General features: G+C 36.7%; 21 protein-coding genes and 2 rRNA genes. 18 read left to right on the top strand and 5 right to left on the bottom strand.

Annotated features, from left to right (window positions below; genetic code table 11):
• Entirely contained in the window at positions 1 to 885 is an 885-nt protein-coding gene (locus NPX36_RS10060; RefSeq protein ID WP_257498583.1) for a CPBP family intramembrane glutamic endopeptidase, read from the bottom strand.
• A 56-nt stretch (positions 886 to 941) separates the two neighbouring features.
• Between NPX36_RS10060 and arsC the strand changes: the two genes are divergently transcribed.
• The 13 genes from arsC (at position 942) to NPX36_RS09995 (ending at position 12,978) form a co-directional block, all read left to right on the top strand.
• Positions 942 to 1,283: an arsenate reductase (glutaredoxin) gene (gene arsC, locus NPX36_RS10055; RefSeq protein ID WP_257498582.1), complete on the top strand. Its 342-nt coding sequence runs from the start codon at positions 942 to 944 to the stop codon at positions 1,281 to 1,283.
• 110 nt (positions 1,284 to 1,393) lie between these two features.
• Positions 1,394 to 3,859: a TonB-dependent receptor domain-containing protein gene (locus tag NPX36_RS10050; protein WP_257498581.1), complete on the top strand. Its 2,466-nt coding sequence runs from the start codon at positions 1,394 to 1,396 to the stop codon at positions 3,857 to 3,859.
• Positions 3,860 to 3,915: 56 nt separating this feature from the next.
• The gene (locus NPX36_RS10045; protein ID WP_257498580.1) at positions 3,916 to 4,842 is read left to right on the top strand and encodes an EamA family transporter; all 927 of its coding nucleotides are present in this window, start codon (positions 3,916 to 3,918) and stop codon (positions 4,840 to 4,842) included.
• Between the two features lie 128 nt (positions 4,843 to 4,970).
• Complete coding sequence (locus NPX36_RS10040; RefSeq protein ID WP_257498579.1) at positions 4,971 to 5,243, top strand: DUF2089 domain-containing protein; 273 nt, start codon at positions 4,971 to 4,973, stop codon at positions 5,241 to 5,243.
• Between the two features lie 3 nt (positions 5,244 to 5,246).
• Entirely contained in the window at positions 5,247 to 5,825 is a 579-nt protein-coding gene (locus tag NPX36_RS10035) for a YIP1 family protein (RefSeq protein WP_257498578.1), read from the top strand.
• Between the two features lie 5 nt (positions 5,826 to 5,830).
• Complete coding sequence (locus NPX36_RS10030) at positions 5,831 to 7,186, top strand: alpha/beta hydrolase family protein (protein ID WP_257498577.1); 1,356 nt, start codon at positions 5,831 to 5,833, stop codon at positions 7,184 to 7,186.
• Between the two features lie 190 nt (positions 7,187 to 7,376).
• Positions 7,377 to 7,649, top strand: a complete 273-nt coding sequence (locus tag NPX36_RS10025) for a hypothetical protein (RefSeq protein WP_257498576.1) — start codon at positions 7,377 to 7,379, stop codon at positions 7,647 to 7,649.
• A 66-nt stretch (positions 7,650 to 7,715) separates the two neighbouring features.
• Entirely contained in the window at positions 7,716 to 8,060 is a 345-nt protein-coding gene (locus NPX36_RS10020) for an SdpI family protein (RefSeq protein ID WP_257498575.1), read from the top strand.
• A gap of 471 nt (positions 8,061 to 8,531) precedes the next feature.
• Positions 8,532 to 8,852, top strand: a complete 321-nt coding sequence (locus NPX36_RS10015) for a helix-turn-helix domain-containing protein (protein ID WP_257498574.1) — start codon at positions 8,532 to 8,534, stop codon at positions 8,850 to 8,852.
• Positions 8,849 to 9,763, top strand: a complete 915-nt coding sequence (locus NPX36_RS10010; RefSeq protein ID WP_257498573.1) for a hypothetical protein — start codon at positions 8,849 to 8,851, stop codon at positions 9,761 to 9,763. The genes NPX36_RS10015 and NPX36_RS10010 overlap by 4 nt, the downstream gene beginning before the upstream one ends.
• Positions 9,763 to 11,271 (top strand): Eco57I restriction-modification methylase domain-containing protein, encoded by a 1,509-nt coding sequence (locus NPX36_RS10005; protein ID WP_257498572.1) that lies wholly within the window; start codon positions 9,763 to 9,765, stop codon positions 11,269 to 11,271. The genes NPX36_RS10010 and NPX36_RS10005 overlap by 1 nt, the downstream gene beginning before the upstream one ends.
• Positions 11,272 to 11,538: 267 nt before the next feature.
• Positions 11,539 to 12,258: a hypothetical protein gene (locus tag NPX36_RS10000; RefSeq protein WP_257498571.1), complete on the top strand. Its 720-nt coding sequence runs from the start codon at positions 11,539 to 11,541 to the stop codon at positions 12,256 to 12,258.
• A 180-nt stretch (positions 12,259 to 12,438) separates the two neighbouring features.
• On the top strand, positions 12,439 to 12,978 hold the full coding sequence (locus NPX36_RS09995; RefSeq protein WP_257498570.1) for a YfbM family protein: 540 nt from the start codon (positions 12,439 to 12,441) through the stop codon (positions 12,976 to 12,978).
• A gap of 229 nt (positions 12,979 to 13,207) precedes the next feature.
• Here the strand turns inward: NPX36_RS09995 and ltrA (NPX36_RS09990) are convergent, their stop codons facing one another.
• Positions 13,208 to 14,398 (bottom strand): group II intron reverse transcriptase/maturase, encoded by a 1,191-nt coding sequence (gene ltrA, locus NPX36_RS09990; protein WP_397376449.1) that lies wholly within the window; start codon positions 14,396 to 14,398, stop codon positions 13,208 to 13,210.
• Positions 14,399 to 15,133: 735 nt separating this feature from the next.
• Here ltrA (NPX36_RS09990) and NPX36_RS09985 point away from each other — a divergent pair.
• From NPX36_RS09985 to NPX36_RS09970, 4 genes are all read left to right on the top strand, one after another.
• Positions 15,134 to 16,207, top strand: coding sequence for a hypothetical protein (locus NPX36_RS09985; protein ID WP_257498569.1), 1,074 nt, complete (start codon positions 15,134 to 15,136; stop codon positions 16,205 to 16,207).
• The gene (locus tag NPX36_RS09980) at positions 16,188 to 16,550 is read left to right on the top strand and encodes an STAS-like domain-containing protein (protein WP_257498568.1); all 363 of its coding nucleotides are present in this window, start codon (positions 16,188 to 16,190) and stop codon (positions 16,548 to 16,550) included. Before NPX36_RS09985 ends, NPX36_RS09980 begins: the two co-directional genes overlap by 20 nt.
• Positions 16,547 to 17,083, top strand: a complete 537-nt coding sequence (locus NPX36_RS09975; protein WP_257498567.1) for a hypothetical protein — start codon at positions 16,547 to 16,549, stop codon at positions 17,081 to 17,083. The genes NPX36_RS09980 and NPX36_RS09975 overlap by 4 nt, the downstream gene beginning before the upstream one ends.
• Before the next feature lie 1,054 nt (positions 17,084 to 18,137).
• The gene (locus NPX36_RS09970) at positions 18,138 to 18,788 is read left to right on the top strand and encodes a hypothetical protein (protein WP_257498566.1); all 651 of its coding nucleotides are present in this window, start codon (positions 18,138 to 18,140) and stop codon (positions 18,786 to 18,788) included.
• 232 nt (positions 18,789 to 19,020) lie between these two features.
• On the opposite strand, the gene ltrA (NPX36_RS09965) is transcribed toward NPX36_RS09970, so the two are convergent.
• A complete protein-coding gene (ltrA, locus tag NPX36_RS09965) occupies positions 19,021 to 20,211 on the bottom strand; it encodes a group II intron reverse transcriptase/maturase (RefSeq protein ID WP_397376449.1) in 1,191 nt (396 codons plus the stop codon).
• 724 nt (positions 20,212 to 20,935) lie between these two features.
• Between ltrA (NPX36_RS09965) and NPX36_RS09960 the strand changes: the two genes are divergently transcribed.
• On the top strand, positions 20,936 to 21,967 hold the full coding sequence (locus tag NPX36_RS09960; RefSeq protein ID WP_257498565.1) for a serine hydrolase domain-containing protein: 1,032 nt from the start codon (positions 20,936 to 20,938) through the stop codon (positions 21,965 to 21,967).
• A 719-nt stretch (positions 21,968 to 22,686) separates the two neighbouring features.
• Here the strand turns inward: NPX36_RS09960 and rrf are convergent.
• Both rrf and NPX36_RS09950 read right to left on the bottom strand, forming a co-directional pair.
• Positions 22,687 to 22,798 (bottom strand): 5S ribosomal RNA (rrf, locus tag NPX36_RS09955).
• Positions 22,799 to 23,000: 202 nt separating this feature from the next.
• Positions 23,001 to 25,876: ribosomal RNA gene (locus tag NPX36_RS09950) — 23S ribosomal RNA — on the bottom strand.
• Positions 25,877 to 26,047 lie beyond the last annotated feature (171 nt).

Here is a 26,047-nt window from a genome sequence, read left to right as displayed (position 1 = left end):
CTAAATAGGTTTAAATAATTTCTGTTTCCAATTTGCCCAATTATATTTTTTTGAAAAAATAAGCAACAAGATAGGAAAAATAATGAACACTTGTATCAACATTTCATAAATATTGCTTGAACCATTAAAAATAAAAAGGGCATCGGTTTGAAAAACAGCATCGTTTGATGTCACCAATAAAGCTCCTAACAGATTATTGGCTGCGTGAAAACCCAATGCAAGCTCTAAACCTTCGTCCATCAAAGTCATTATTCCCAAAACAAATCCACAACCAATATAAAAAATCATAACCGTGAGCCCCATGCTTGAAACTTCAGGGTTACTTAAGTGCATCAACCCAAAAACCACCGAGGTAATGATCAAAGCTGCGATTCGATTTTTGGTTACAAATGCAGAAAATTGCATAAAATAGCCTCTAAAAAAATATTCTTCGAAGCTGGTTTGTATCGGTATAAAAATCAAAGCAATTATAAAAAGTGGAATAAATGATTGTGCATTGAATTGCAACTGAAAACTTTCGGGTTGCAATAGATAACTAATCAGCAATACCAAAATATTAATGCCTCCCCAAACGCCAAACGAGAAAAAAAATCGTTTATAATCAATTTGTGCGCGCGATGTGGTTAGTTGTTTTATAGAATATTTGTGAATAACAAGCCACCAACCAAATAGCAAAACCAAGAAAAACGCAAAAGGAATTAAAAAGGTAAAAAAAGTAAAGTTTTTGCCCAAACGGTTAATAGAGTCTTGTATCATGGTGCTTGCATCTAAATTCATCATACTTGAAACAATGATATTCAGCGCCATAAAACCAATGAACCCAACAATAAAAGGAATATACTTTAAAATACTTGGTTGATCTTTTTTGAATTGTTCTAAATACATAAAAAAACGAATATTTATCTACGAAGTTAACTAAATTTGTAAAAAAATTGATACAGATGATTAAGATTTTCCATAATCCAAAATGCAGCAAATCGCGCGAAGGTTTGTGCACCCTTCAAGACCTTGGCAAAGAGGTAGAAATTGTTCAATACATAAAAAATCCGCTTTCTTTTAACGAGATAAAAGCACTTTTAAAAGTTTTAAAAATAGATGCTATTGATTTGGTTCGAACCAAAGAGGCGGTTTGGAAAGAACATTTTAAAGGTAAAGAGTTGACTTCTGATGCTATTATTCAAGCTATGGTTGATTTTCCGCAGTTAATAGAACGTCCCATTGTTGTTAATGGCAACAAAGCTGTGATTGCCCGTCCGGCTGAAAAAATTAAAGAAGTTTTATAAAAAAACTATTTGTTTTAAAAAAAACGCAATTTAATACTCCTTTTTAACATCAAATTTGCAAAAAATAGGTCATCAAATCCTACTTTTGCATAACTTAAATTCAAAAATGTATGAAAGCAATAAATTATGTTTATTGTACTGTTTTTGCATTGGCTACGTCAACCGTTTTTTCGCAAGAAAACAATCAAGTATTGGTTACCGGAACTGTTGTTGAAAAAGCAACAAACACGCCGCTAGAATATGCAAATATTACTATTGAAAGTACTACAAACGCTAATAATATTACAGGTGATGTGACCGATGCCACAGGAAAATTCAGTATTCCGGTTACACCCGACACCTACAAAATAAGAGTAGAATATTTAGGATACAAAACCTTTACCATCGATTCAAAAGAAATCAACACCGCTCTTAGCCTTGGAACCATTGCTGTGGAAGGGGATAATGAAGTTTTAAGCGCCGTTGTCATTGAAACGCAACGTGCTGCAGTTGAACTAAAGTTGGATAAGCGAATATACAATGTGGGCAATGACGCCGTTGTGAAAGGTGGAACGGCAAGCGATGTTTTAGACAATATTCCATCGGTTGAAGTTGATTCTGAAGGAAATGTAAGTTTGCGTGGAAACGAATCGGTGCGTGTGTTAATCGATGGAAAACCTTCTGGCTTGGCATCAAATATTGGCGATGCTTTGAAAATGATTCCCTCTGAATCGTTAGATCGTGTAGAGGTAATTACCAATCCATCTGCCCGATACGAAGCAGAAGGTAGTGCCGGCATCATCAATATCATTCTAAAAAAAGGAAGCAACAACGGCATAAACGGAAGCGTGACGGCTAATATTGGCGATCCTTTGAGCTATGGTACCAATGCAAGTATCAATTATCGCGAGAAAGATTTTAATCTATACACCAATGTTGGATTCGCCAAAAACAAAACGTTTGGAAATTCTTTAAACGAATCGCAATATTTTGATGAAAACGGCAACACCTCAAGTTATGTTGATGAATATTCAAAAAACACCCGCGAGCGGGAAAGTTTTAACGGTAATTTTGGCTTTGATTGGAATTTAACCGACAAGCTCATTTGGACACAAGGGTTCACTTACCGGAAAAGTACAGGCGATAATCCGCGCACATTGAATTATTCTAATTATGATGCCAACCGCAATTTATTGTACCGAAACACCCGTCAAACCGAAGAAGACGATAGGAAAGAAACAGTAGAGTATACCACCGATTTCACCTATAAATTCAACGAAGAAGGGCATCAATTATATGTTTCGGGCAGTGTGAACAAGAATACCGACATTGAAGACTCGAACATAGCAACCATTAATCAAGCAAATACGGTTTTGGCCCAAGATGTAACCAAAGCCACTGAAAACGAATTGCGACACATTGCACGTGTTGATTATGTATTGCCTTTCAATGAAAACAGTCAGTTCGAAGCAGGTTATTTAGGTAATTTTAATGAAATTGGCACAAAATTCAACATTAATTCGTTGAACGATGCAGGAGTTTTAGAACCCAATGATTTATTTAGAAACGATTTACAATATCTTGAAAAAGTACATGCTTTGTATGCACAATACGGAAACAAAATCAACAAATTTGGTTATATGTTTGGATTGCGCTGGGAAGCAACGGAAATAGATGTAAATCAATTCACCACAATGGATTTCAACAACAAAAAGTACAACAACTTTTTTCCAAGTGCTTTTTTGAATTATGAAGTTGGAAGTAATGAAAATTTCACCATAAGTTACAGCCGCAGAGTACGCCGACCACGCGGGCGTATGTTGAACCCAATTAGTAATTATTCCAGTTCAATTAATTTCTTTATGGGAAATCCCGATTTGGATCCATCGTTTACCAATGCTTTTGATTTAGGCTATATGAAACGAATTGGGCAGCTTACTTTAACATCTTCTGTTTATTACAACCATACTACCGATGCCACGCAGTTTGTGCGCCGTGTGGATGGTGTGAACGAAGAAGGCATTCCCATTACGATAAGTGGTCCAATAAACTTGGCAACCGAATACCGCTATGGATTAGAGTTGAATGCCAACTACAATCCGTTTCGCTGGTGGCGTTTAAATGCCAATGCTAACTTGTTTCAGGTTTCTACACGTGGCGACTACACCTATACAGACTTTGAAGGAAACACGGTGAACCAAAACTTTGACAACGATGCATTTACATGGAATGGTAGAATTAATTCGCGCGTAACACTTCCATCGAAAATAGATTGGCAAACCAACTTCATGTATCGCGGAGGACAAAAAACAGCTCAAGGAAAAATTCTAGGAATTGCTTCGGTAAACATGGCTTTGAGCAAAGAAGTTTTAAAAGATAAAGGTACAATCGCCCTAAATGTGCAAGATTTATTCAATTCGCGCAAACGAATCATGGAAACCAATATTGCGCAAGTAAATTCTTATGCTGAAATGCAATGGAGAGAACGCACCATCAACTTATCATTTACTTACCGTTTCAACCAAACCAAACAAGATCGACAAAAAGATCAAAAAAGACAATCTTCTTCAGGAGAAGATATGGAAGAAATGATGTAATGTTTGAAAAAACTCGGTAAAAATGCCGAGTTTTGTTTTTTTTAAAATAGTACACTTTGAACTCAACATTAAAAGGAATCATTCTCGTTGCTTTAGGAGCTAGTAGTTACGGCATGCTGGCATCGTTTGTAAAAATGGCTTATAAACAAGGATTTACAACCGCCGAAGTTACTTTTTCGCAATTTTTTTTGGCAATACTATGCCTTTTGGTTGTGAATTTATTCATAAACAACACCAAGAAAGCTACCAAAAGCGATGTAATAAAACTGCTGACCAGTGGCACATCTATGGGGTTTACAAGCGTGTTATACTATTTGTGCGTAAAATACCTCCATGCATCAATTGCTGTGGTTTTGTTAATGCAGTCGGTTTGGATTGGTGTATTAATCGAAGCTTTTATTGCTAAAAAAATGCCTACGTTTTCAAAATTTGCAGCTGTTGTTTTTGTTTTATTGGGAACTGTATTGGCAACTAACTTGTTAAACAACGAAATAATCTATGATTTTAAAGGATTTTTATTCGGATTTTTGGCTGCTATTTCTTTCTCAATAACCTTATACAGCACCAACAGCATTGCAAAAGAGTTGAATGCTTATAAACGCAGTTTGTTTATGCTTTTGGGGGGCGGTATCATTGTGTTGCTTTTTAGTTTGCTTACGCAAATACTTCCCTCCTACTTAAACATGCAATTAATTGCTTCGGATTTTATTGCTTTAAAAACATTCGATTTTTCCATTTTATATACGTGGGGCATTTTACTTTCAGTTTTTGGAACAGTGTTACCTCCTATCCTATTAAACAAAGGATTTCCATTAACAGGAGTTGGTTTAGGAAGCATTGTTTCGGCAGTGGAACTTCCTGTTTCAGTAACTTTTGCATTTATCTTTTTGCAGGAACAAGTACTGTTTTCGCAATGGATTGGAATCGCAATTATTCTTGCCGCAGTTTTATTAATCAATTGGAATTTAATCCGTACAAAGTAAAAGCCCAATTAAATAATATTAAACTAAAATCCATCAATATGAAACTGATGGATTTTTTTATTGCTTAATTTATTAATTTTATTTACATTTGTATAAACAAAATTAAAACACTACTTAATTTTATTAATATGAAAGCAAAATTACCCACCCAATGCCCAAGTTGTGAAACATTGCTGAGTGTATCGCAATTAAGTTGTGAAAATTGCCAAACGGTGGTTCAGGGGAATTATCCGTTGCCGGTATTTTTAAAACTGTCACCTAAGCAACAAGAATTCATACTACAGTTTTTTTTAACCAGCGGTAGTTTGAAAGAAATGGCAGCTCAATTGGGAGTAAGCTATCCAACGGTGCGCAACCAGTTAGACGATATGATACAACACATTAAAGACCTAAATATGTAATTTATGAAGAAATTATTACAAATTCTAAAAAACCCTTTTGCCCTTGTTGAAGATAAAAAATTGTTCTTTGTTGGAATATCTACTTTCATTATAGGTATTTTGTTAGCATATTATTTTCAATTACAGCAACAAATCTTAAGATTAAATATATCAGAAACACCTGATTTAAAAAAAGTCATTATATGGCATTTAATAATTGTTGTTTCCTTAACGATTGCATTTTTTACTTTGGGGAAAATAATCAATAAAAAAACGAGATTTATCGATATTTTGAATACCGTTCTCATTGCATTAATTCCTATTTATATTTCATTCTTCCAAAATTTCAATAATTTTTTAACCGAAGAAACCGAAAAAATGCTCAACGCTTTAAAAGACGGAAGTATTTATACACAATCACCCCCTCTATTATTCATTTTTGTTGGAATAGCTGGTCTTGTATTTTTCATCTATTATATTTATTTGCTATTCATTGGCTTTAAAACAGCAACAAACGCCAAAAAAACAGCACACTACGCACTATTTTTTGTAATCCTTTTTTTTACAGATGCAATATGTTCATTTTTAATCAACTCAATCTAAATATCATGAAAAAAATCATCCTACTTTTTGCCCTACTCTTTAGTTTTGTTTCCTTTGCCCAAATTGAAGGAACTTGGAACGGAAATATTGAATTACCCACCGGAAAACTTCCCTTTGTGTTGCATATCACCAAAGAAAATGGGCAATACAAAGCAACATCCGACAGTCCGGATCAAGGGGTTTATGGAATCGAATTACAGGAAATTCGTTTTGAAAACAATAAATTATTCTTGAAAGATGCGCGTATGTTTATGAGCTATGAAGGCGAATTAGCGAACGCGAACACTATCAACGGAAACTTTAAACAAGGCGGACAATCGTTTAAACTAAATTTCACAAAAGGTACCTTTACACGCAATCGTCCGCAGGAACCACAACCACCATTCAGCTATAAAATCCAAGATGTAACATTTGAAAACAAAGAAGCCGGAATAAAATTGGCCGGAACATTGACCATGCCAAATGGCAAAGGACCATTTCCCGCAGTTGTTTTAGTATCGGGCAGCGGCGCTCAAGACCGAAACGAAGAATTGTTGGGACACAAACCTTTCTTGCTTATTGCCGATCGCCTTACAAAAAACGGTTTTGCTGTGTTGCGTTATGATGATCGAGGTGTGGCACAATCGGAAGGTAATTTTGAAACAGCCACTACTTTTGATTTTGCGAAAGATACCAAAAGTGCCCTTGAATATCTTAAAACCATTAAAGAAATCGACAGAAAAAACACCGGTATCTTAGGACACAGCGAAGGCGGAATGATTGCCCAAATTGTTGCTGCTGAAAACAAAGATGTTTCATTTATAATTTCGCTTGCCGGTCCCGGAATTGCGATTGACGAGTTAATGCTTACTCAAAAATACGAGATTGAAAAAGCATACGGACTATCAAACGAAGATCTAGAAGCCAGTAAAAATCTTTACAAGAAAATCTATGAAATCATTAAAAACAATCCGTCCAATGAAAAAGCAAAGCAAGCGATTAAATCGTTCTTAAAAACAGATCCAGATTATAAAGAACTATCCGAAAAACAAATCAACGACTTGGCTGCTGCAACAGATTCTAATTGGTTTACAACTTTTATTAGATACAATCCTGAAAAAAATCTTGCCAAAATAAAAGCAAAAGCTTTGATCTTAAACGGCGAAAAAGATGTGCAGGTTACCGCAAAAGAAAATTTAGAAGGTTGGCGAAAAGGTTTGGCACACAATAAGAATGTTACCATAAAATCATATCCAAACTTAAACCATTTGTTTCAATTGGCAAAAACAGGCATGCCGGATGAATACGGTACTATTGAAACCACCATGGAACCTGCTGTTTTAGAAGATATTACCCAATGGTTGAACGAAAATGTAAAATAATATGAAACCACTTTTCACAGAAAAACAACGCTTTAACCAATGGTGGTTGTGGTTGTTGCTTACAGTAAGTTCAATAGCACCAATAATTGGGTTGTATCGAGAATATATCAATAGATCATCTTTTCAAAATATAAGATTATCAAGTTTTATTATAATCTTCTCAGTATTTTTACTTCTAGCAATTCTACGAATGAAAACCACAATTACACAACAAAACATTCAATTAACATACTTCCCGTTTGTTTGGAAAACCATAAAGCTGTCTGATATCGACACAATGAAAGTAATTAATTACGGATTTGTCGGCGGTTGGGGAATTCGTTTTTGGACACAATACGGAACGGTTTACAATGTACGTGGCAACAAAGGTTTGCACATAAAATTGAAAAATGGCAAGCAGCTGGTTATTGGCACCCAAAAACCGCAAGAATTAGAAAAAATAGTTACACAATTAGGCTTTTAATTGCCGATATAAAATCGATTTTACGCAACACGCATCGTTCAAAAAAACTACAAACAAATTATAGAAATGGATATGATTTTAGAATATTGCAACCAAATGCTGCTTCTTGTAGGAATAATTTTTATACTTGCTGCAGCAGTAATGTATGTGTTTCCACCAAAAAAAATCAACAGTTTGTATGGATATCGCACAGCATCATCTATGCAAAACCAGAAAAAATGGAATTTTGCGCAAACATACAGCGCCAAAATCATGATGCTTACCGGAGTTGTTTTTTTATTGATTGCCCCCACCAAAGGCTTATTTAAAACCAATGAAACCACTGATGTTGTGTTGGGTTTAGGTGTGATGATTATTGGAACAATTTTAATGGTTGTAGTTGTGGAACGCGCACTAAAAAAGATAGACTAGCACACAACAAAAAAATTATTTTACATTTTTTACTTTTACCAAAACACCACAAAGTTTTGCTTGGAACAAGTTAGCAATAGTTGCTAAAATGCAGTTACCAATTAATTTGATACACTACCGAAAGCATTGCGTATTTTAAATAGATTTCAAACAAAAACAACATTACTCTATTCAAAATACGCAACATAATTTGAAAGAAATAATCAATATTAACAAGCTATTTCAAAAAAAAAACATTTTTTTGTTAATTAAAAAACTTTCGTATATTTAGGTGTTGTGCGTCAGTGTAAAAAGACAGCCCACCCACAAATGGCACATTTGGTTTTTCCCGACATACAAGCCAACGCTCAAAAAACCAAAAGAGCCATTTTATGCCAACGCACCGACAAGACTGTGAATAAAAAGATGAGATAAATTGACACGGATAAAAATTATTTCTTTACTTTTGGACAAAATTTGCCAAAGCAGAATATGTCAAAAACAGACAACATAACATTTGGAGAGTATATCAGGACACTCAGAGAAAATGCAAACCTGCCATTGAGAAAGGTTGCAGCTGAGTTGGATATTGACACATCGACACTTAGCAAAATTGAGAAGAACGAAAGAAATGCAAACGAACAAATCATTGACGGCATTTCAAGAATTTTTCATATTGACAAATCAGAATTGAAAGTTCGCTATTTGAGCGACAAGATTACTTACCAACTTCAAGACGAAGAAAACGGACTTGAAATTTTGAAAGTAGCCGAAGCAAGAATTAAATATCAAAAACGAGCAAACAGCAAATGAATATAGACAAGAATACAAAAGATAAGAAACAAGAGCTTTTGGCTTATTTCAGAGACCGTGCAAGCGAATTTTTAACTGATGTTAAGACAAAGTTTGCCGACACTCAATCAGACAAGAGAGCAAGAGCAATTAATGAAAAGCTAAACCAGACCAAGGATAATCTTATTGCTACTTTGCTCCAAAAAGCGGAGAAAGAAAAATGGACTAATCAAGAGAAGTTAGAAACAATTTTGATGATTACCTATTGCCACATTGTGGTAATGATTGAAAGCCGAAATTCTGTAAGACCTTATGAGTATATGGACTTTTCAAGAAGAGTTGGCGAGTTGTGGGACCCGTTCTGCAAACTTTGTTTCTACTATCCAATCAATGATGTTTCATTGTTTGTTCCGCCTTTATTCTCGGAAGTCAAAAAGAAACTTACAGATGAAATCATTGAATACATTGACAACCTCAACATTTCAGACGAAGAAAAACGAGAGCTAAAATCATACTACGATAAGGTTTGGAGTTTGGTGACATCAGGAGAAATTCAATTAGAATTGGATTTACATTTCATTTCAAACGAACAGAAATATGTAGTTGATTTTAAAAGTGGATTTGGCTCAAACGAAAAAGGAAATACAAATCGACTTTTATTGGTAGCAACCATTTACCATAACCTTGACGACAATTTCAAATGTTTACTATTCGTAAGAGCAGAAGAAAATAACAGTTATTTCAATACGCTCAAAAATTCAGGTATTTGGGAAGCGTATTGTGGAAGCGAAGCATATCAGAAAATCAACGAATATTCAGGCTACAATTTGAAAAATTGGATTGAAACCAACATTGATTGGGAGAATGATTTTAATGCTGAAACTACACAGCATTTAACAGACAACAACCTTTTACAATATTTACTTTGGTAATGATAAGCGAAGCAAGAAAATATCAAGCGTTTTACACTAAATCAACTCCAATCGTTGATTATATGGTTTCAAGATTATCGCTAAAACCTAGTGATACAATTTTTGAGCCTTGCGGTGGTGATGGTGTTTTTGTAGAAGCAATTCTCAATGAAAATGAATTTGCTCACATTGATATTTGCGAGCTTAACTCAAAATCCATAGAAGTCCTAAAGGAAAAGTTTTCACATTTTCTTAATGTAAATATTCGTGAGTGCGACACTCTATTAGATTCTGAATTAGATTTTAATTCTTGCTTTGGTGGTTATTACGACAAAATAATTGCCAATCCACCTTACGGTGCTTGGCAAGATTATTCAAAAAGAACTGTTCTTAAAAAATTATATCCTGATTTATATGCTAAAGAAAGCTATGGATTGTTTTTATATCGCTGTATTCAATTACTCAAAGAAGATGGAATTTTAAGTTTCATAATTCCTGACACATTTCTCAATCTGCATATGCACAAGGCTTTGAGAAAACACATTTTTACGAATACTCAAATTGTAGAATTAGCTTTGTTTCCTTCTTCTTTCTTTCCGGGAGTAAATTTCGGTTATGCCAATCTTTCCATAATAACATTAAGAAAGAAAAGCGATATTAAAGCGTGTATGAATAATACCTTTTCTGTAATCAATAATTTTGATGAAGTAGAACAACTGAACAATGTAAAAGACAATAGCCTAAAAACCTTTACGTTTAAGCAAGAAGATGTTTTCAATAATCCAGACCACGCATTTTTAATAGCTGAAAACAGCGACATATTAAAACTAATAAATCACTCAAAACTAAAAATCGGAGATATTGCCGATTGTGTTACAGGTTTCTATTCAGGAGATGATAAAAGATTTCTACAGGTAATAAGCCCCGAACTAAAAAACGGCAAAAATTATGACCTTGTAAATACTGATTCAATTTCATCTGACTATAAAAATAATGCTGACATTTTAAGCGGAATAGATGGCGACAAACATTTTTTGCCAATCGTAAAGGGCGGAAACACCAAGTATCTAAAACCTGAAAGTTGGTTTATGAATTGGAGTAAAGAAGCCGTTCAGCATTACAAAACAGACAAAAAATCAAGATTTCAAAACCCAAAATACTACTTCAAATTTGGCATTGGTGTTCCAATGATTAGTTCATCTAGCATAACAGCATCTTTGATTGAAAACAAGCTATTTGACCAAAGCATTGTAGGCATTTTTCCAAAAGATGAAAGTCTAACATATTACTTATTGGCTTTCTTCAACTCCCCTACTTGCAACAAATTGATAAGAACTATCAATCCATCAGCAAACAACCCAGCGAATTACATCAAAAAAATTCCTGTTATCATTCCCGAAAAATCAGTATTGGACTTAATAACAGAGAAAGCCAAAAGGATTGTTGATTCTATCAAACAAAAAGGAATTTATGATGAGAAAACGGAAACCGAAATTTGGACTATAATCGAAGAAGTATATAAGATATGAACCCTTATAACAGCCACACACATTGCCAAGTCGCACCAGCCGACCCTCAAGCCAAAACTTGGCAAAGAGTGTGTCTGTCCCAACGCACAACTGACAGACAAGCAGGACGAAAAAAGAACACCGAACGCACAACAGCGGTTTGGCGTAATGGCGGGTGCAGTGCTTCGTATGACAGTTTTGTTGTAGGTTCAAGTGCAGTTCTTCGATTTAACTTTTGTGCTAAATATCCGCCACTACGCCAAGCCGCAAACCGTTATAGGTGATTTTATGACGACAAGACTAAACATATTACTGTTCATCATTTTGACTGCTTGTAATTCGAAGTCAGCTGACATGACTATTGGAAATGTTTCTATCGACAGTTCGACAGTACAAATCAAAACTCAACTTCAAGACACGGTTGACATTAAATTCGACACCATAAAAATTAACGACCACATATACATTCAGACCATCACGAACAATCATTTCAATTGCTTATTATCAATACAAGGCGACACAATTGTAAAATCGGAACACTATTACTTTGAAGCTAAGTTTCTCGACATTGACGAAGATGGTTACAAAGACATTCGTGTTTTTGTTTTTAGTAATACGCCAAATCAATGCGACAATTACCTGTTTGACAAGAAGCTCAAAAAATTTAAACACATAGAGAATTGCGACCTTGACATTCAAAAAATAAAAGGGACAGACTTTTTATATTCATATAATCGTGCGGGTTGTGCTGATATGAATTGGGAAAGCCATTTAAGTAAAATTGAAAACTATAAATTAGTTGATTACGGATACATTTATGGACAAGGTTGCGATTTTGAAATTGAAAAGAATCCGCAAGTAATTGAAATTTACAAAGTGAATAACTTAGACACAGACGACAAGAAATTGATTAAGAAACTATCCTATCAAAAGCACATCAAAGAATTTGGCGACAAATGGGACTTTATAGAAAAGTATTGGACAAAAAACTACAAGACGTTTGAATAGTGAAAAGAAAAACCACCTATAACACGGGTTTTGCGTCAGGCGGGCTGACGTGCAAACTTGTAGCTTTGTGCTTCTAAAGAACTTTAGTAATAAATTGAAATTTGTGCTTCGAAACCCGCCCGAACGCAAAACCCGAAACCGTTAGCTGCTATTTTTGACAACCACTTATAAATTTAAAGAATGGGACAAACTGCAACTCTATATCGTATAGACAAAAATGATTTTTCCAAAATTGTTGATAATCCAAATGACTTTGGGCTTTTTCAAATTTCAAAAGGCTACGAAATTTTTGAGAAGTCATTTGACGGACTTCAATTTGTATTATCAAAGGGACTTGACAATCCAAACAAAGAATTAATAGAACAAATATTTTATCCAAAGACTTTTCTCGGAGAACAAATTGATTTTTCAAAACTTGACTTTGAAAACCTGCCTGACGATTTTGATTTTGAACAGCAACCAGTTTATTATAATGACCCAAATAGAGTTTCAGAAATTTGCAATCTGTTGGAGACGATTTCAGTAGAGAAATTTCAAAAAGATTTTGACTATAATGAATTAAACAGAAAAGACATTTATCCAGGCAAAATTTGGAATGACGAGACAGCGGACAACATTGCGTTTAACGTAAGACATATGACCTTAGAGTTTCAGAATCTTAAATCGATTTTCAAGGTTGCAAAAGAAAATGACCAATTCTTGTTAAGTTACATTGGATAAAACAGCAGCTAATCGAGTAGACTGCCCTGCCAGAAACTAGCAGGGAGAGCCTCTCACACCACCACGCGTACGGGTCACGTACTTGGCGGTTCGCAAAGAGATGGGTTAAGTTGTAAATGTAATTCGGTTAAGGAAACATAACCTCTTTTCTTCAAGCGTTGTAGAGTAATGGTGGTGTTTAAAATAGGACTTTGTGCTATTGCCCAACCACCTTTTACTCACGCTTTTTTTATTGTTTTATTGGTGTTCGTGAATGCAAAGCATTTCGTGTTCTGCTCCAAGCATAGGCGTGGTCTTGGCTGGCGCCCAATCGAATCAGGTTTTTCCTTTTCCTTTCGGGTTTCTTCCAATGATGCCAAATGCAGTAGCGCAGTCGGTTGCGTAACCAACCATCTAAATCGCGTAATTTGCCTAAAATACTTGTGCCTTGAAAATAGTTCAGCCATCCGCGTTGCACTTCTTTTATCTTGGCAATACGCTCTTCAAAGGTGGCAGGTGTGGTTTTTCGGGTAATTGTTTTAAGTCGTTCTTTTAGTTTCTTCCACGCCTTTTCGGCTACTATGAATTGGTATTGATTCTTGCTTCCTTTTTCATACGTAGGTACGAACCCAAATCCTAAAATCGTGAAGTTGACGGGTTTTCTTATACCGCTCTTTTCTTCATTTATAGTCAATTTGAGTTTGTCCTTGAGAAACTTTTCAATCACCACTCTTGTAGCTTGGGCTTGATTGTGGCTTTTGCTGTAAATACTAAAATCATCCGCATAACGTACAAATTTGTGTCCTCTTCGGGTCATTTCTTTATCCAATTGATGGAGTAAGATGTTTGACATTAGTGGACTTAAGGGAGAACCTTGCGGAACGCCTTTTCTTCGTTTGCGTAGCTTTCCATTGATTTTAATCGGTGCTCTGAGCCATTTGCGTATCAGTTGCATCGTAACTTTGCATTTCACTTTTTGATAGATTAAATTCAGTAATAAACAGTGGTCAACTTCGTCAAAGAAATTTTTCAGGTCGATATCCACAATGTGGTTTAATCCTGAATGGATGTAGTCTCGTGCTTGTCCAACGGCTTGTCGGGCATTTTTGTGAGGTCTAAATCCATAGCTGTAATTACTAAATTCGGGTTCAAAAAGCGGTGCAATAGTTTGTGCTACGGCTTGTTGCAACACACGTTCTGTAGTAGTTGGAACGCCCAATAATCGGGTTTTTCCGTTTTCCTTGGGAATTTCAATACCTAAAATGGGTTGTACTTGGTAGTTGCCTTGTTTGATTGCTTCAATCAGTTGTAGTTTCTTTTCAGAAAACACCTTACGGAGTTCTCGGATAGAAACACCATCAACACCCGCATTGCCTTTATTGGCAATCACGTGTTCCAATGCTTTTTGAAGTTGAAAAGGTTGTACTACTCTTGTTATCATTTTAGTTGTTTTTCAACCTGTTTTCGTTAAGTGGGGCTATCCGCCTTGGCGAGATTCCGTTACCTATTGAAAACCTCTTTACGTTCAGTCCTTCCTTGTTTGTGAGGCCTATGCGGTATCTATTCGCATCTCGTTACTTTCAAGTACTATGACCTCTGCTGACTTCTTGGCTTGATTAACTCGTAATTGCCAAGACCTCCCCTGGTAAATGCTTTTTCCTTCCGTCTATCGCCGGTACATCTACATAACAATAATCTGATTTAATAGCATGTTCAGAACACTGTTTTGGACTTCGTATTGCTGTGGATACTCATCCTTATTGTTATGCCTCTTATGTACTTTCTGTTCGTCGGTACAGACTTTTGCAGTCCTGCTTCCTTCAGTGCATACCTCACGATAAACCACCTTGCAGCTTGCTAACGATTCGGGGTTCAATCCGCTCGTAAGGGACTCACACCCTCTGGAAAAATAACACCCCGAAAACTTGGTTCTTAAAACTAAATTTGTATTTTTGAACTATTTGAAAAGCTTTCGGGGTGTGTCCTGCATATGCAGGGCACACACAGCACCTACCCAAAAGTGGCGGTTCAGTGGTTAAATCAAGCTTTGTGCTTCTATCAAAGTTTGTGCTTGGTTGACAGTGAAGTGCTTCGAAATCGCCACCTTCGGGTAGCTGCAAACCGTTATAGGCAATTTTATAAAAACTACATACCAATATAAATTCAAAATATTAAATTGAAAAATTTAAGTAAAAGCTATAAAAGATATCATAGAATTAGTAAAGCTGAAAGAAAAAGGCGTAATAAAGCAAGAATTATTAGAATTCATCCGTTTACTAATTTTAAGGATTTTTATGTTGATTATATCAAAAGGAGAAAAAAAACAGTCATTTTAAAACCTGACAATAATTTTGAACTTTTAATTTATCCAAAAGAAGTGATAAATTTTATAGCAAATCTTAAAAGCCTTAAAAATAATGATGATATCTCAGAAATTTTAATTGATTTAGATGATGTTCAAAATATTGATATTGGAGCTATTTCTTTATTATTATCATCTGTTGAAGAATTAACATTAAATAATAAATTAGTTTCTGGCTCCGTTCCTAAAAATAAAAATGCTTATAATTTTTTATTAGAAAGTGGTTTTTTCCAAAACATCAGTAAGGTTAACAAGAGATTAACTAATAATATAAAAACAAGAAAAAACGAAAATAAAAACTTACTCCTTCTGGGATATTCCACAACTAAAGGAAAAGGTAAAATAGTTGGTGAAAATATAAAATTAGCGATGGAGGCTTTAACTGGCACAAAGCAACATTATAGACCAATATATACTTTGATAATGGAAATGAATGCTAATTCAATTGAACATGCTTATTATAAAGGTAAAGATGAAAAACATTGGGTGCTTGGTATAAATTACAAGAAAAATGAAAATAAATTATACTTTACTTTTACTGATAACGGATTAGGAATATTACAACAATTAAATATTAGATTGGACAGAAGAATCAAACAATTATTAAAAGACAGAAAATTTTCAAATGACCTTATGTTAAAGAATTTGTTTGACAAAAAGTACAATTCAAGATTTAAAACACAGAATAATAGAAATAGAGGTTTACCAATAATTCAACATCAAAGCGTTAAGAATACTGTAAAAAACCTAATTTGTATCACAAATGACGTATATTTGAATTTAGAAACAAAGAATAGCATAATTTTAGATAGAGAATTTAGTGGAACTTTTTACTATTGGGAATTAGATTTAATATTATTACAAAAAGATGGAGAACATTTTAATTAAAGTTTTAGATTTTACAGAATATCCTGACGTTAGATATATCGAGCAGGATGAAAACTCTGGAGAACAATTTTATTATGATGTTGTAAAACCTAATTACGAAAAAGCAATTTCAGAAAATAAAATTTTACTTGTAGATTTAGATAACACTGCTGGTTATGCATCTTCTTTTTTAGATGAAGCGTTTGGTAATTTAGTATATGATTTTGAATATAAAAACATTATTAGTCATTTAAAAATTAAATCAGAGCAAGAACCTGATTGGGAAGAAATAATTTTAAACGAAATTTTACCATCTTGGAAGAAAAAATATGAAAAGGGTAATCCTAGAAAAGAGGTTAAATGAAAACAATTATCTTAGTAATTATAATTATATGCTATTTATTGTTTAAATTAATACAATTCTCAATCTCAATAGATATTGACGTTTCAAATTTATTAGCATTCATATCTATTTTAGTAGATATAGGAATGCCATTATTAATTGCTTATTATCTACAAAACAAATTTTTAATTCATAGATCTTTAAAGTCTTATCACATAACTCATTGTGACCAAATTCTTGTAGAATACAAACAATTTATTGATGAACTTTCAAAAGGTGACTATAACAGGAGAGAAATTACAAATAAATTTAAAATATTTTCAATTAGATTTAATTCGATTGATAAAAACAACAATAAGAGATTTAAATCTAATATTAAGTTGCAAGATATTAATCGTAGAATTCAAATGTTAGTTACAAACTCAAGTTGTTATAATAATACAAGAACAAGTGCTAAAGTTAAGCTAAGTAATCGTTTATTAGCTGATCTGTATTTGGAGTTCGAAAATCTATTAGAATTAAATGGCGATTTAATTTTTGAACTAAATAAATAAAACTGCCTATAATCGAGTAGACTGCCCTGCCAGAAACTGACAGGGAGAGCCTCTCACACCACCGTACGTACGGTTCTCGTATACGGCGGTTCGTAAATCATCAATCAAAAGCTCTTTACACCTTTTGAGCTATCCATAATTTACTTTAAGACTAGGCTAAGCTAACTTTCCTAGTCGAATTTCTTGGAGATTTACGTTCAGTCCTTCCTTGTTTGTGAGGCCTATGCGGTATCTATTCGCATCTCGTTACTTTCAAGTACTATGACCTCTGCTGACTTCTTGGCTTGATTAACTCGTAATTGCCAAGACCTCCCCTGGTAAATGCTTTTTCCTTCCGTCTATCGCCGGTACATCTACATAACAATAATCTGATTTAATAGCATGTTCAGAACACTGTTTTGGACTTCGTATTGCTGTGGATACTCATCCTTATTGTTATGCCTCTTATGTACTTTCTGTTCGTCGGTACAGACTTTTGCAGTCCTGCTTCCTTCAGTGCATACCTCACGATAAACCACCTTGCAGCTTGCTAACGATTCGGGGTTCAATCCGCTCGTAAGGGACTCACACCCTCTGGAAAAATAACACCCCGAAAACTTGGTTCTTAAAACTAAATTTGTATTTTTGAACTATTTGAAAAGCTTTCGGGGTGTGTCCTGCATATGCAGGGCACACACAAGGTATTGCCAAAAGCGGGGCTGACGGAATTCTAATGAACTTTTTGCTATATTTGAGCTTTGGTATTTCTATTGAAGTTCGGTGCTAAAAATCCCCGCCTTCGGCAATACCCAGACGATGTAGCGAAATCCGCTTACGCTTCTTTCGCTACATCGGGGCGGCGCCTGCACCGCACGATGCGCTTGTCGCTTCGCGAACTTCGCACATCATGCGGTTTTGCAAAATCCTTTCCTCGAGCAAGCTCGGAAAAAGAACTTCGCAAAGCCGCCGACCCGTTAGCGGTAATATTAAGACGACACAACAGACAATGAAATTTTATTTAGGACTAACAATATTTCTACTTTTTTCTTGCCAAAACCGACAAGACAAAAGCGTTATGTCAAATAAGGACGCCACACAAATACATTCAACTGAAAGAGTTTCTACAGACACTGTTCAACTTGAAGAGGTTTTCATTGACAGCACAACTGTTGGAAGGAAGAAGTTCAATAAGGTAGAAGTTTATAAATACAGAGCAACAGACAGCAATTATGTTGACATAAATTTTTACATCAAGCAAGGGGATAAATGGAAACTTAATCAGACAATACATTTTTTGAAAGACGGAGTTATAGGTTGTGACACAAAATTGAGCGACTTCAATAATGATGGATTAAATGATATGACAATTGTATCCGCTGTTGCAGCAAGAGGAGCTAATGAGGTAAGACGCTTATTCATTTATGACAAGACAAAGGACCAGTTAATCGAAATGAAAAATTCGGAGAATTATCCTAACATGCTTTACAATAAGGAACTGAATTGTATTGACGCATTCTTAGTTTATGGTGGTAGCTCGACAGTTTTTCTTAGAATTAGCGGAGACAGTTTAAAAGAGTTTGCAAGTGTTGAAGCAATGGACGGTGTGACAGTTAAAGAAATTGACAGAAATGGAAAGGAAAAAGTCATATTTCAAGACACGACAAATAAAGCAGCTTACATTCGTTTCAAGACATATAAACCATTAAAGGAATATGATGAATATTAGAAATACTACCGCTAATCGAGTAGACTGCCCTGCCAGAAACTAGCAGGGAGAGCCTCTCACACCACCACGCGTACGGGTCACGTACTTGGCGGTTCGCAAAGAGATGGGTTAAGTTGTAAATGTAATTCGGTTAAGGAAACATAACCTCTTTTCTTCAAGCGTTGTAGAGTAATGGTGGTGTTTAAAATAGGACTTTGTGCTATTGCCCAACCACCTTTTACTCACGCTTTTTTTATTGTTTTATTGGTGTTCGTGAATGCAAAGCATTTCGTGTTCTGCTCCAAGCATAGGCGTGGTCTTGGCTGGCGCCCAATCGAATCAGGTTTTTCCTTTTCCTTTCGGGTTTCTTCCAATGATGCCAAATGCAGTAGCGCAGTCGGTTGCGTAACCAACCATCTAAATCGCGTAATTTGCCTAAAATACTTGTGCCTTGAAAATAGTTCAGCCATCCGCGTTGCACTTCTTTTATCTTGGCAATACGCTCTTCAAAGGTGGCAGGTGTGGTTTTTCGGGTAATTGTTTTAAGTCGTTCTTTTAGTTTCTTCCACGCCTTTTCGGCTACTATGAATTGGTATTGATTCTTGCTTCCTTTTTCATACGTAGGTACGAACCCAAATCCTAAAATCGTGAAGTTGACGGGTTTTCTTATACCGCTCTTTTCTTCATTTATAGTCAATTTGAGTTTGTCCTTGAGAAACTTTTCAATCACCACTCTTGTAGCTTGGGCTTGATTGTGGCTTTTGCTGTAAATACTAAAATCATCCGCATAACGTACAAATTTGTGTCCTCTTCGGGTCATTTCTTTATCCAATTGATGGAGTAAGATGTTTGACATTAGTGGACTTAAGGGAGAACCTTGCGGAACGCCTTTTCTTCGTTTGCGTAGCTTTCCATTGATTTTAATCGGTGCTCTGAGCCATTTGCGTATCAGTTGCATCGTAACTTTGCATTTCACTTTTTGATAGATTAAATTCAGTAATAAACAGTGGTCAACTTCGTCAAAGAAATTTTTCAGGTCGATATCCACAATGTGGTTTAATCCTGAATGGATGTAGTCTCGTGCTTGTCCAACGGCTTGTCGGGCATTTTTGTGAGGTCTAAATCCATAGCTGTAATTACTAAATTCGGGTTCAAAAAGCGGTGCAATAGTTTGTGCTACGGCTTGTTGCAACACACGTTCTGTAGTAGTTGGAACGCCCAATAATCGGGTTTTTCCGTTTTCCTTGGGAATTTCAATACCTAAAATGGGTTGTACTTGGTAGTTGCCTTGTTTGATTGCTTCAATCAGTTGTAGTTTCTTTTCAGAAAACACCTTACGGAGTTCTCGGATAGAAACACCATCAACACCCGCATTGCCTTTATTGGCAATCACGTGTTCCAATGCTTTTTGAAGTTGAAAAGGTTGTACTACTCTTGTTATCATTTTAGTTGTTTTTCAACCTGTTTTCGTTAAGTGGGGCTATCCGCCTTGGCGAGATTCCGTTACCTATTGAAAACCTCTTTACGTTCAGTCCTTCCTTGTTTGTGAGGCCTATGCGGTATCTATTCGCATCTCGTTACTTTCAAGTACTATGACCTCTGCTGACTTCTTGGCTTGATTAACTCGTAATTGCCAAGACCTCCCCTGGTAAATGCTTTTTCCTTCCGTCTATCGCCGGTACATCTACATAACAATAATCTGATTTAATAGCATGTTCAGAACACTGTTTTGGACTTCGTATTGCTGTGGATACTCATCCTTATTGTTATGCCTCTTATGTACTTTCTGTTCGTCGGTACAGACTTTTGCAGTCCTGCTTCCTTCAGTGCATACCTCACGATAAACCACCTTGCAGCTTGCTAACGATTCGGGGTTCAATCCGCTCGTAAGGGACTCACACCCTCTGGAAAAATAACACCCCGAAAACTTGGTTCTTAAAACTAAATTTGTATTTTTGAACTATTTGAAAAGCTTTCGGGGGTGTGTCCTGCATATGCAGGGCACACACAGCAGTTACAAGAAATGGCGAAAAAAGTACAAAATTCACGTTCAGTTTTCGCAAGAAATTTTATCTTAGCAGAAAATACGCAGTTCCGAAGTTCGCCACTTCTTGTAGCTGCAAACCGTTAGCTGTAATTTTAACCGAACAAACTGCAAAAAATAAAGTATGAAATTTTTCCTGACGACATTCTTATTTATTCCCTTAATCTTATTCGGACAAAACAATATTGAAGAAATAATAAATCAAGAATTTGAAAAAGGACATTTCAACGGAGCGGTTTTGTACTATGACGGAAACCAAACTCAAAAAATAAGCAAAGGCTTTTCTAACATTCAGTTTGATGTAGAAATTGATAATAAAACTCGATTTCCAATAGCATCAATAACCAAACTTTTTACATCACTTGCAATTATCCAACTTCAAGAAAAAGGTCTGATTAATTTCAACGACAAAATTGAAAAATTTATTCCCAATATTTCCGAAGAATGTAAAAGCATTACAATAGAAGATTTAATAATTCATCATTCCGGCTTGGAAAATGAACCAATAAAAGCTGTTGTAAATAAATATTCTATTGACGACTACATAAATGAGTTTGTCAAAAAATCGCCAAATAACACTTTAAAATTCAACTATAACAATGTTGATTTTGTATTGTTGTCAAAAATCATTGAAATAGTTACGGCTAAACCATTTTCAAAAGCAATCGAAGACTTAATTTTGAAACCATTAAAATTGGAAAATGCAGGATTTGTTAGTGAAAACGAAGTTATCAAAAACTTGGCTTACGGTTATCATAATTATTCTTTTGGGGAAGGAAACAAAGATGAACCTCTGTTCAATGATAGAAGATATATCTCAAATTATTTTGGAGCAGGTGGAATTTATTCGACAACTGAAGACTTACTAAAACTTTTACTCGCTATAAAAGACAATAAATTAATTTCCGAAAAATCAAAAACTCAATATCTTTTAAAACCTCAAACCGATGAATACATTGATTGGCTTTCGGGAAAACCTACATTTGGATTTTATTTCGATGAAAACTCAAATGTTTACAGACGAAGCGGAAATATTGACGGCTTTAATTCTCAAATCATCACAAATAAAAACTTTGACAAAATCCTAATTATTCTTTGCAATACTGACACTGCTGACCTACAAAACTTAGCGAACAAAATCTACTTCAAAAAATAAAAACTACCGCTAATCGAGTAGACTGCCCTGCCAGAAACTGACAGGGAGAGCCTCTCACACCACCGTACGTACGGTTCTCGTATACGGCGGTTCGTAAATCATCAATCAAAAGCTCTTTACACCTTTTGAGCTATCCATAATTTACTTTAAGACTAGGCTAAGCTAACTTTCCTAGTCGAATTTCTTGGAGATTTACGTTCAGTCCTTCCTTGTTTGTGAGGCCTATGCGGTATCTATTCGCATCTCGTTACTTTCAAGTACTATGACCTCTGCTGACTTCTTGGCTTGATTAACTCGTAATTGCCAAGACCTCCCCTGGTAAATGCTTTTTCCTTCCGTCTATCGCCGGTACATCTACATAACAATAATCTGATTTAATAGCATGTTCAGAACACTGTTTTGGACTTCGTATTGCTGTGGATACTCATCCTTATTGTTATGCCTCTTATGTACTTTCTGTTCGTCGGTACAGACTTTTGCAGTCCTGCTTCCTTCAGTGCATACCTCACGATAAACCACCTTGCAGCTTGCTAACGATTCGGGGTTCAATCCGCTCGTAAGGGACTCACACCCTCTGGAAAAATAACACCCCGAAAACTTGGTTCTTAAAACTAAATTTGTATTTTTGAACTATTTGAAAAGCTTTCGGGGTGTGTCCTGCATATGCAGGGCACACACAAAAAAGAAAGCCTATCTTGAAAAAGACAGGCTTTATTAAAAAAAGGCGGCGACATACTCTCCCACATGAAGATGCAGTACCATCTGCGCTATCGGGCTTAACTTCTCTGTTCGGAATGGGAAGAGGTGAGCCCCGATGCTATAACCACCTTAAATTTTTGTTTAAGGTTTAAAGTTTCTTTTGTGTTCTAGGTTGCCCTTTGAACATTAAACTTCGAACTTTAAACGCAGCTTTGCTGCAATATTGTTAACATATTTTCGATACTTTTATTTATTTGTAGATATTATTTCAGTCTTAATACTTAATACTTTTGTCTTAATACTAATACTATACTTTACAAAGCAACTTCCAGAGCACATAAGCATACGGGCTATTAGTACTACTCGACTATGACATTACTGCCTTTACATCTATAGCCTATCAACGTTGTCATCTCCAACGACCCTTTAAAGAAATCTCATCTTGTGGTGGGTTTCGCGCTTATATGCTTTCAGCGCTTATCCCTTCCCAACGTAGCTACTCAGCGATGCACCTGGCGGCACAACTGATACACCAGAGGTTGGTCCAATTCGGTCCTCTCGTACTAGAATCAGATCCACTCAAATTTCTAACGCCCACAGTAGATAGAGACCGAACTGTCTCACGACGTTCTGAACCCAGCTCGCGTGCCACTTTAATGGGCGAACAGCCCAACCCTTGGGACCTTCTCCAGCCCCAGGATGTGACGAGCCGACATCGAGGTGCCAAACCCCCCCGTCGATATGAGCTCTTGGGGGAGATCAGCCTGTTATCCCCGGCGTACCTTTTATCCTTTGAGCGATGGCCCTTCCATGCGGAACCACCGGATCACTATGCTCTACTTTCGTACCTGATCGACTTGTAGGTCTCTCAGTCAAGCTCCCTTTTGCCATTGCACTCTACGCACGGTTACCAAGCGTGCTGAGGGAACCTTTAGAAGCCTCCGTTACTCTTTTGGAGGCGACCACCCCAGTCAAACTACCCACCAAGCAATGTCCCCCGCAACGCGGGGTTAGATCTCAGATAAGCAAAGGGTGGTATTTCAACAATGACTCCACAACGCCTAGCGACGCCGCTTCATAGTCTCCCACCTATCCTACACATCACTTATCCAAGAACAATACTAAGCTATAGTAAAGGTGCACAGGGTCTTTTCGTCCCACTGCGGGTAATCGGCATCTTCACCGATACTACAATTTCACCGAGCTCATGGCTGAGACAGTGTCCAGATCGTTACACCATTCGTGCAGGTCGGAACTTACCCGACAAGGAATTTCGCTACCTTAGGACCGTTATAGTTACGGCCGCCGTTTACTGGGGCTTCAATTCAATGCTTCTCCGAAGATAACATCTCCTCTTAACCTTCCAGCACCGGGCAGGTGTCAGGCCCTATACGTCATCTTACGATTTTGCAGAGCCCTGTGTTTTTGATAAACAGTCGCCTGGACCTTTTCACTGCGGCCACGCCTGAGCGTGGCAACCTTTCTCCCGAAGTTACAGGTCTATTTTGCCTAATTCCTTAGCCATGAATCTCTCGAGCACCTGAGGATACTCTCCTCGACCACCTGTGTCGGTTTGCGGTACGGGTTCTAATAATCTAGGTTTAGAAGCTTTTCTTGACAGCCTTTAGGTACACTATCTCTTTGCCCGAAGGCTCCGAGTACTATCGCATTTCTCCATCTCTAACGCATTTTACTATTAAAGATATAGGTACGTGCTTTAACGAACTATTCCGTCAGTTCGCGGTACTTTCACCACTGCGTCACTCCATCACAATTATTACAAGTACGGGAATATTAACCCGTTGGCCATCGACGTCCCCCTTCGGGTGTGCCTTAGGTCCCGACTAACCCACAGCTGATTAGCATAGCTGTGGAAACCTTGGTCTTACGGTGTGCGGGTTTCTCGCCCGCATTATCGTTACTTATGCCTACATTTTCTTTTCTAAACAGTCCAGCAATTCTCACAAATCACCTTCTACCCAGTTTAGAATGCTCCCCTACCACTGTACCTTGTACAATCCATAGCTTCGGTAGTATGCTTATGCCCGATTATTATCCATGCTCGATCGCTCGACTAGTGAGCTGTTACGCACTCTTTAAATGAATGGCTGCTTCCAAGCCAACATCCTAGCTGTCGGGGCAATCAAACCGCGTTTTTTCAACTTAGCATACATTTGGGGACCTTAGCTGATGGTCTGGGTTCTTTCCCTCTCGGACATGGACCTTAGCACCCATGCCCTCACTGATGAAAATCATTTAATAGCATTCGGAGTTTGTCAGGAATTGGTAGGCGGTGAAGCCCCCGCATCCAATCAGTAGCTCTACCTCTATTAAACTTTTTCAGCGCTGCACCTAAATGCATTTCGGGGAGTACGAGCTATTTCCGAGTTTGATTGGCCTTTCACCCCTACCCACAGGTCATCCGAAGACTTTTCAACGTCAACCGGTTCGGTCCTCCATTTGGTGTTACCCAAACTTCAACCTGCCCATGGGTAGATCACACGGTTTCGCGTCTACCATTACTGACTCATGCGCCCTATTCAGACTCGCTTTCGCTTCGGCTGCGTAACTTAATTACTTAACCTTGCCAGCAACGGTAACTCGTAGGCTCATTATGCAAAAGGCACGCCGTCACCCAACGAATGGGCTCCGACCGCTTGTAGGCGTATGGTTTCAGGTTCTTTTTCACTCCGTTATTCACGGTTCTTTTCACCTTTCCCTCACGGTACTGGTTCACTATCGGTCTCTCAGGAGTATTTAGCCTTGGCGGATGGTCCCGCCGGTTTCAATCAAGGTTTCACGTGCCCCGACCTACTCAGGATACCACTATTTATTACATCTCTTACCAATACGGGACTATCACCCTCTGCGGTTCATCTTTCCAAATGATTCTTATTCGATTTGCATAAAATTCTGTGGTCCTACAACCCCAAAATTGCCGTAACAACTTTGGTTTGGGCTTTTCCGCGTTCGCTCGCCACTACTTACGGAATCACTTTTGTTTTCTTCTCCTCCGCCTACTTAGATGTTTCAGTTCAGCGGGTTTACTTCCTTATCAGGATACTAGATCTTCAATCTAGTGGGTTGCCCCATTCGGATATCTACGGATCGTCTCGTGTGTGCCAATCCCCGTAGCTTTTCGCAGCTTATCACGTCCTTCTTCGCCTCTGAGAGCCTAGGCATTCCCCATACGCCCTTATTTTGCTTATTGTGCTCTACTTTTTTAGTTCTATGTTGTAAGTTATAGCTTATAGGTTCGAAAACCTAAAACGTATTTCTTATAACGTACTACCAAAAAATGTGCTTTATATTATTTCTAATATCTTTTCTACTTTTTAAATGTATCTCAATATGTCAATGAACTTTTTGCTTCGCGCTTTA

The organism is Paenimyroides aestuarii (assembly GCF_024628805.1).
Classification (GTDB): domain Bacteria; phylum Bacteroidota; class Bacteroidia; order Flavobacteriales; family Flavobacteriaceae; genus Flavobacterium; species Flavobacterium aestuarii_A.
This window is presented reverse-complemented; position numbering and strand designations above follow the sequence as displayed.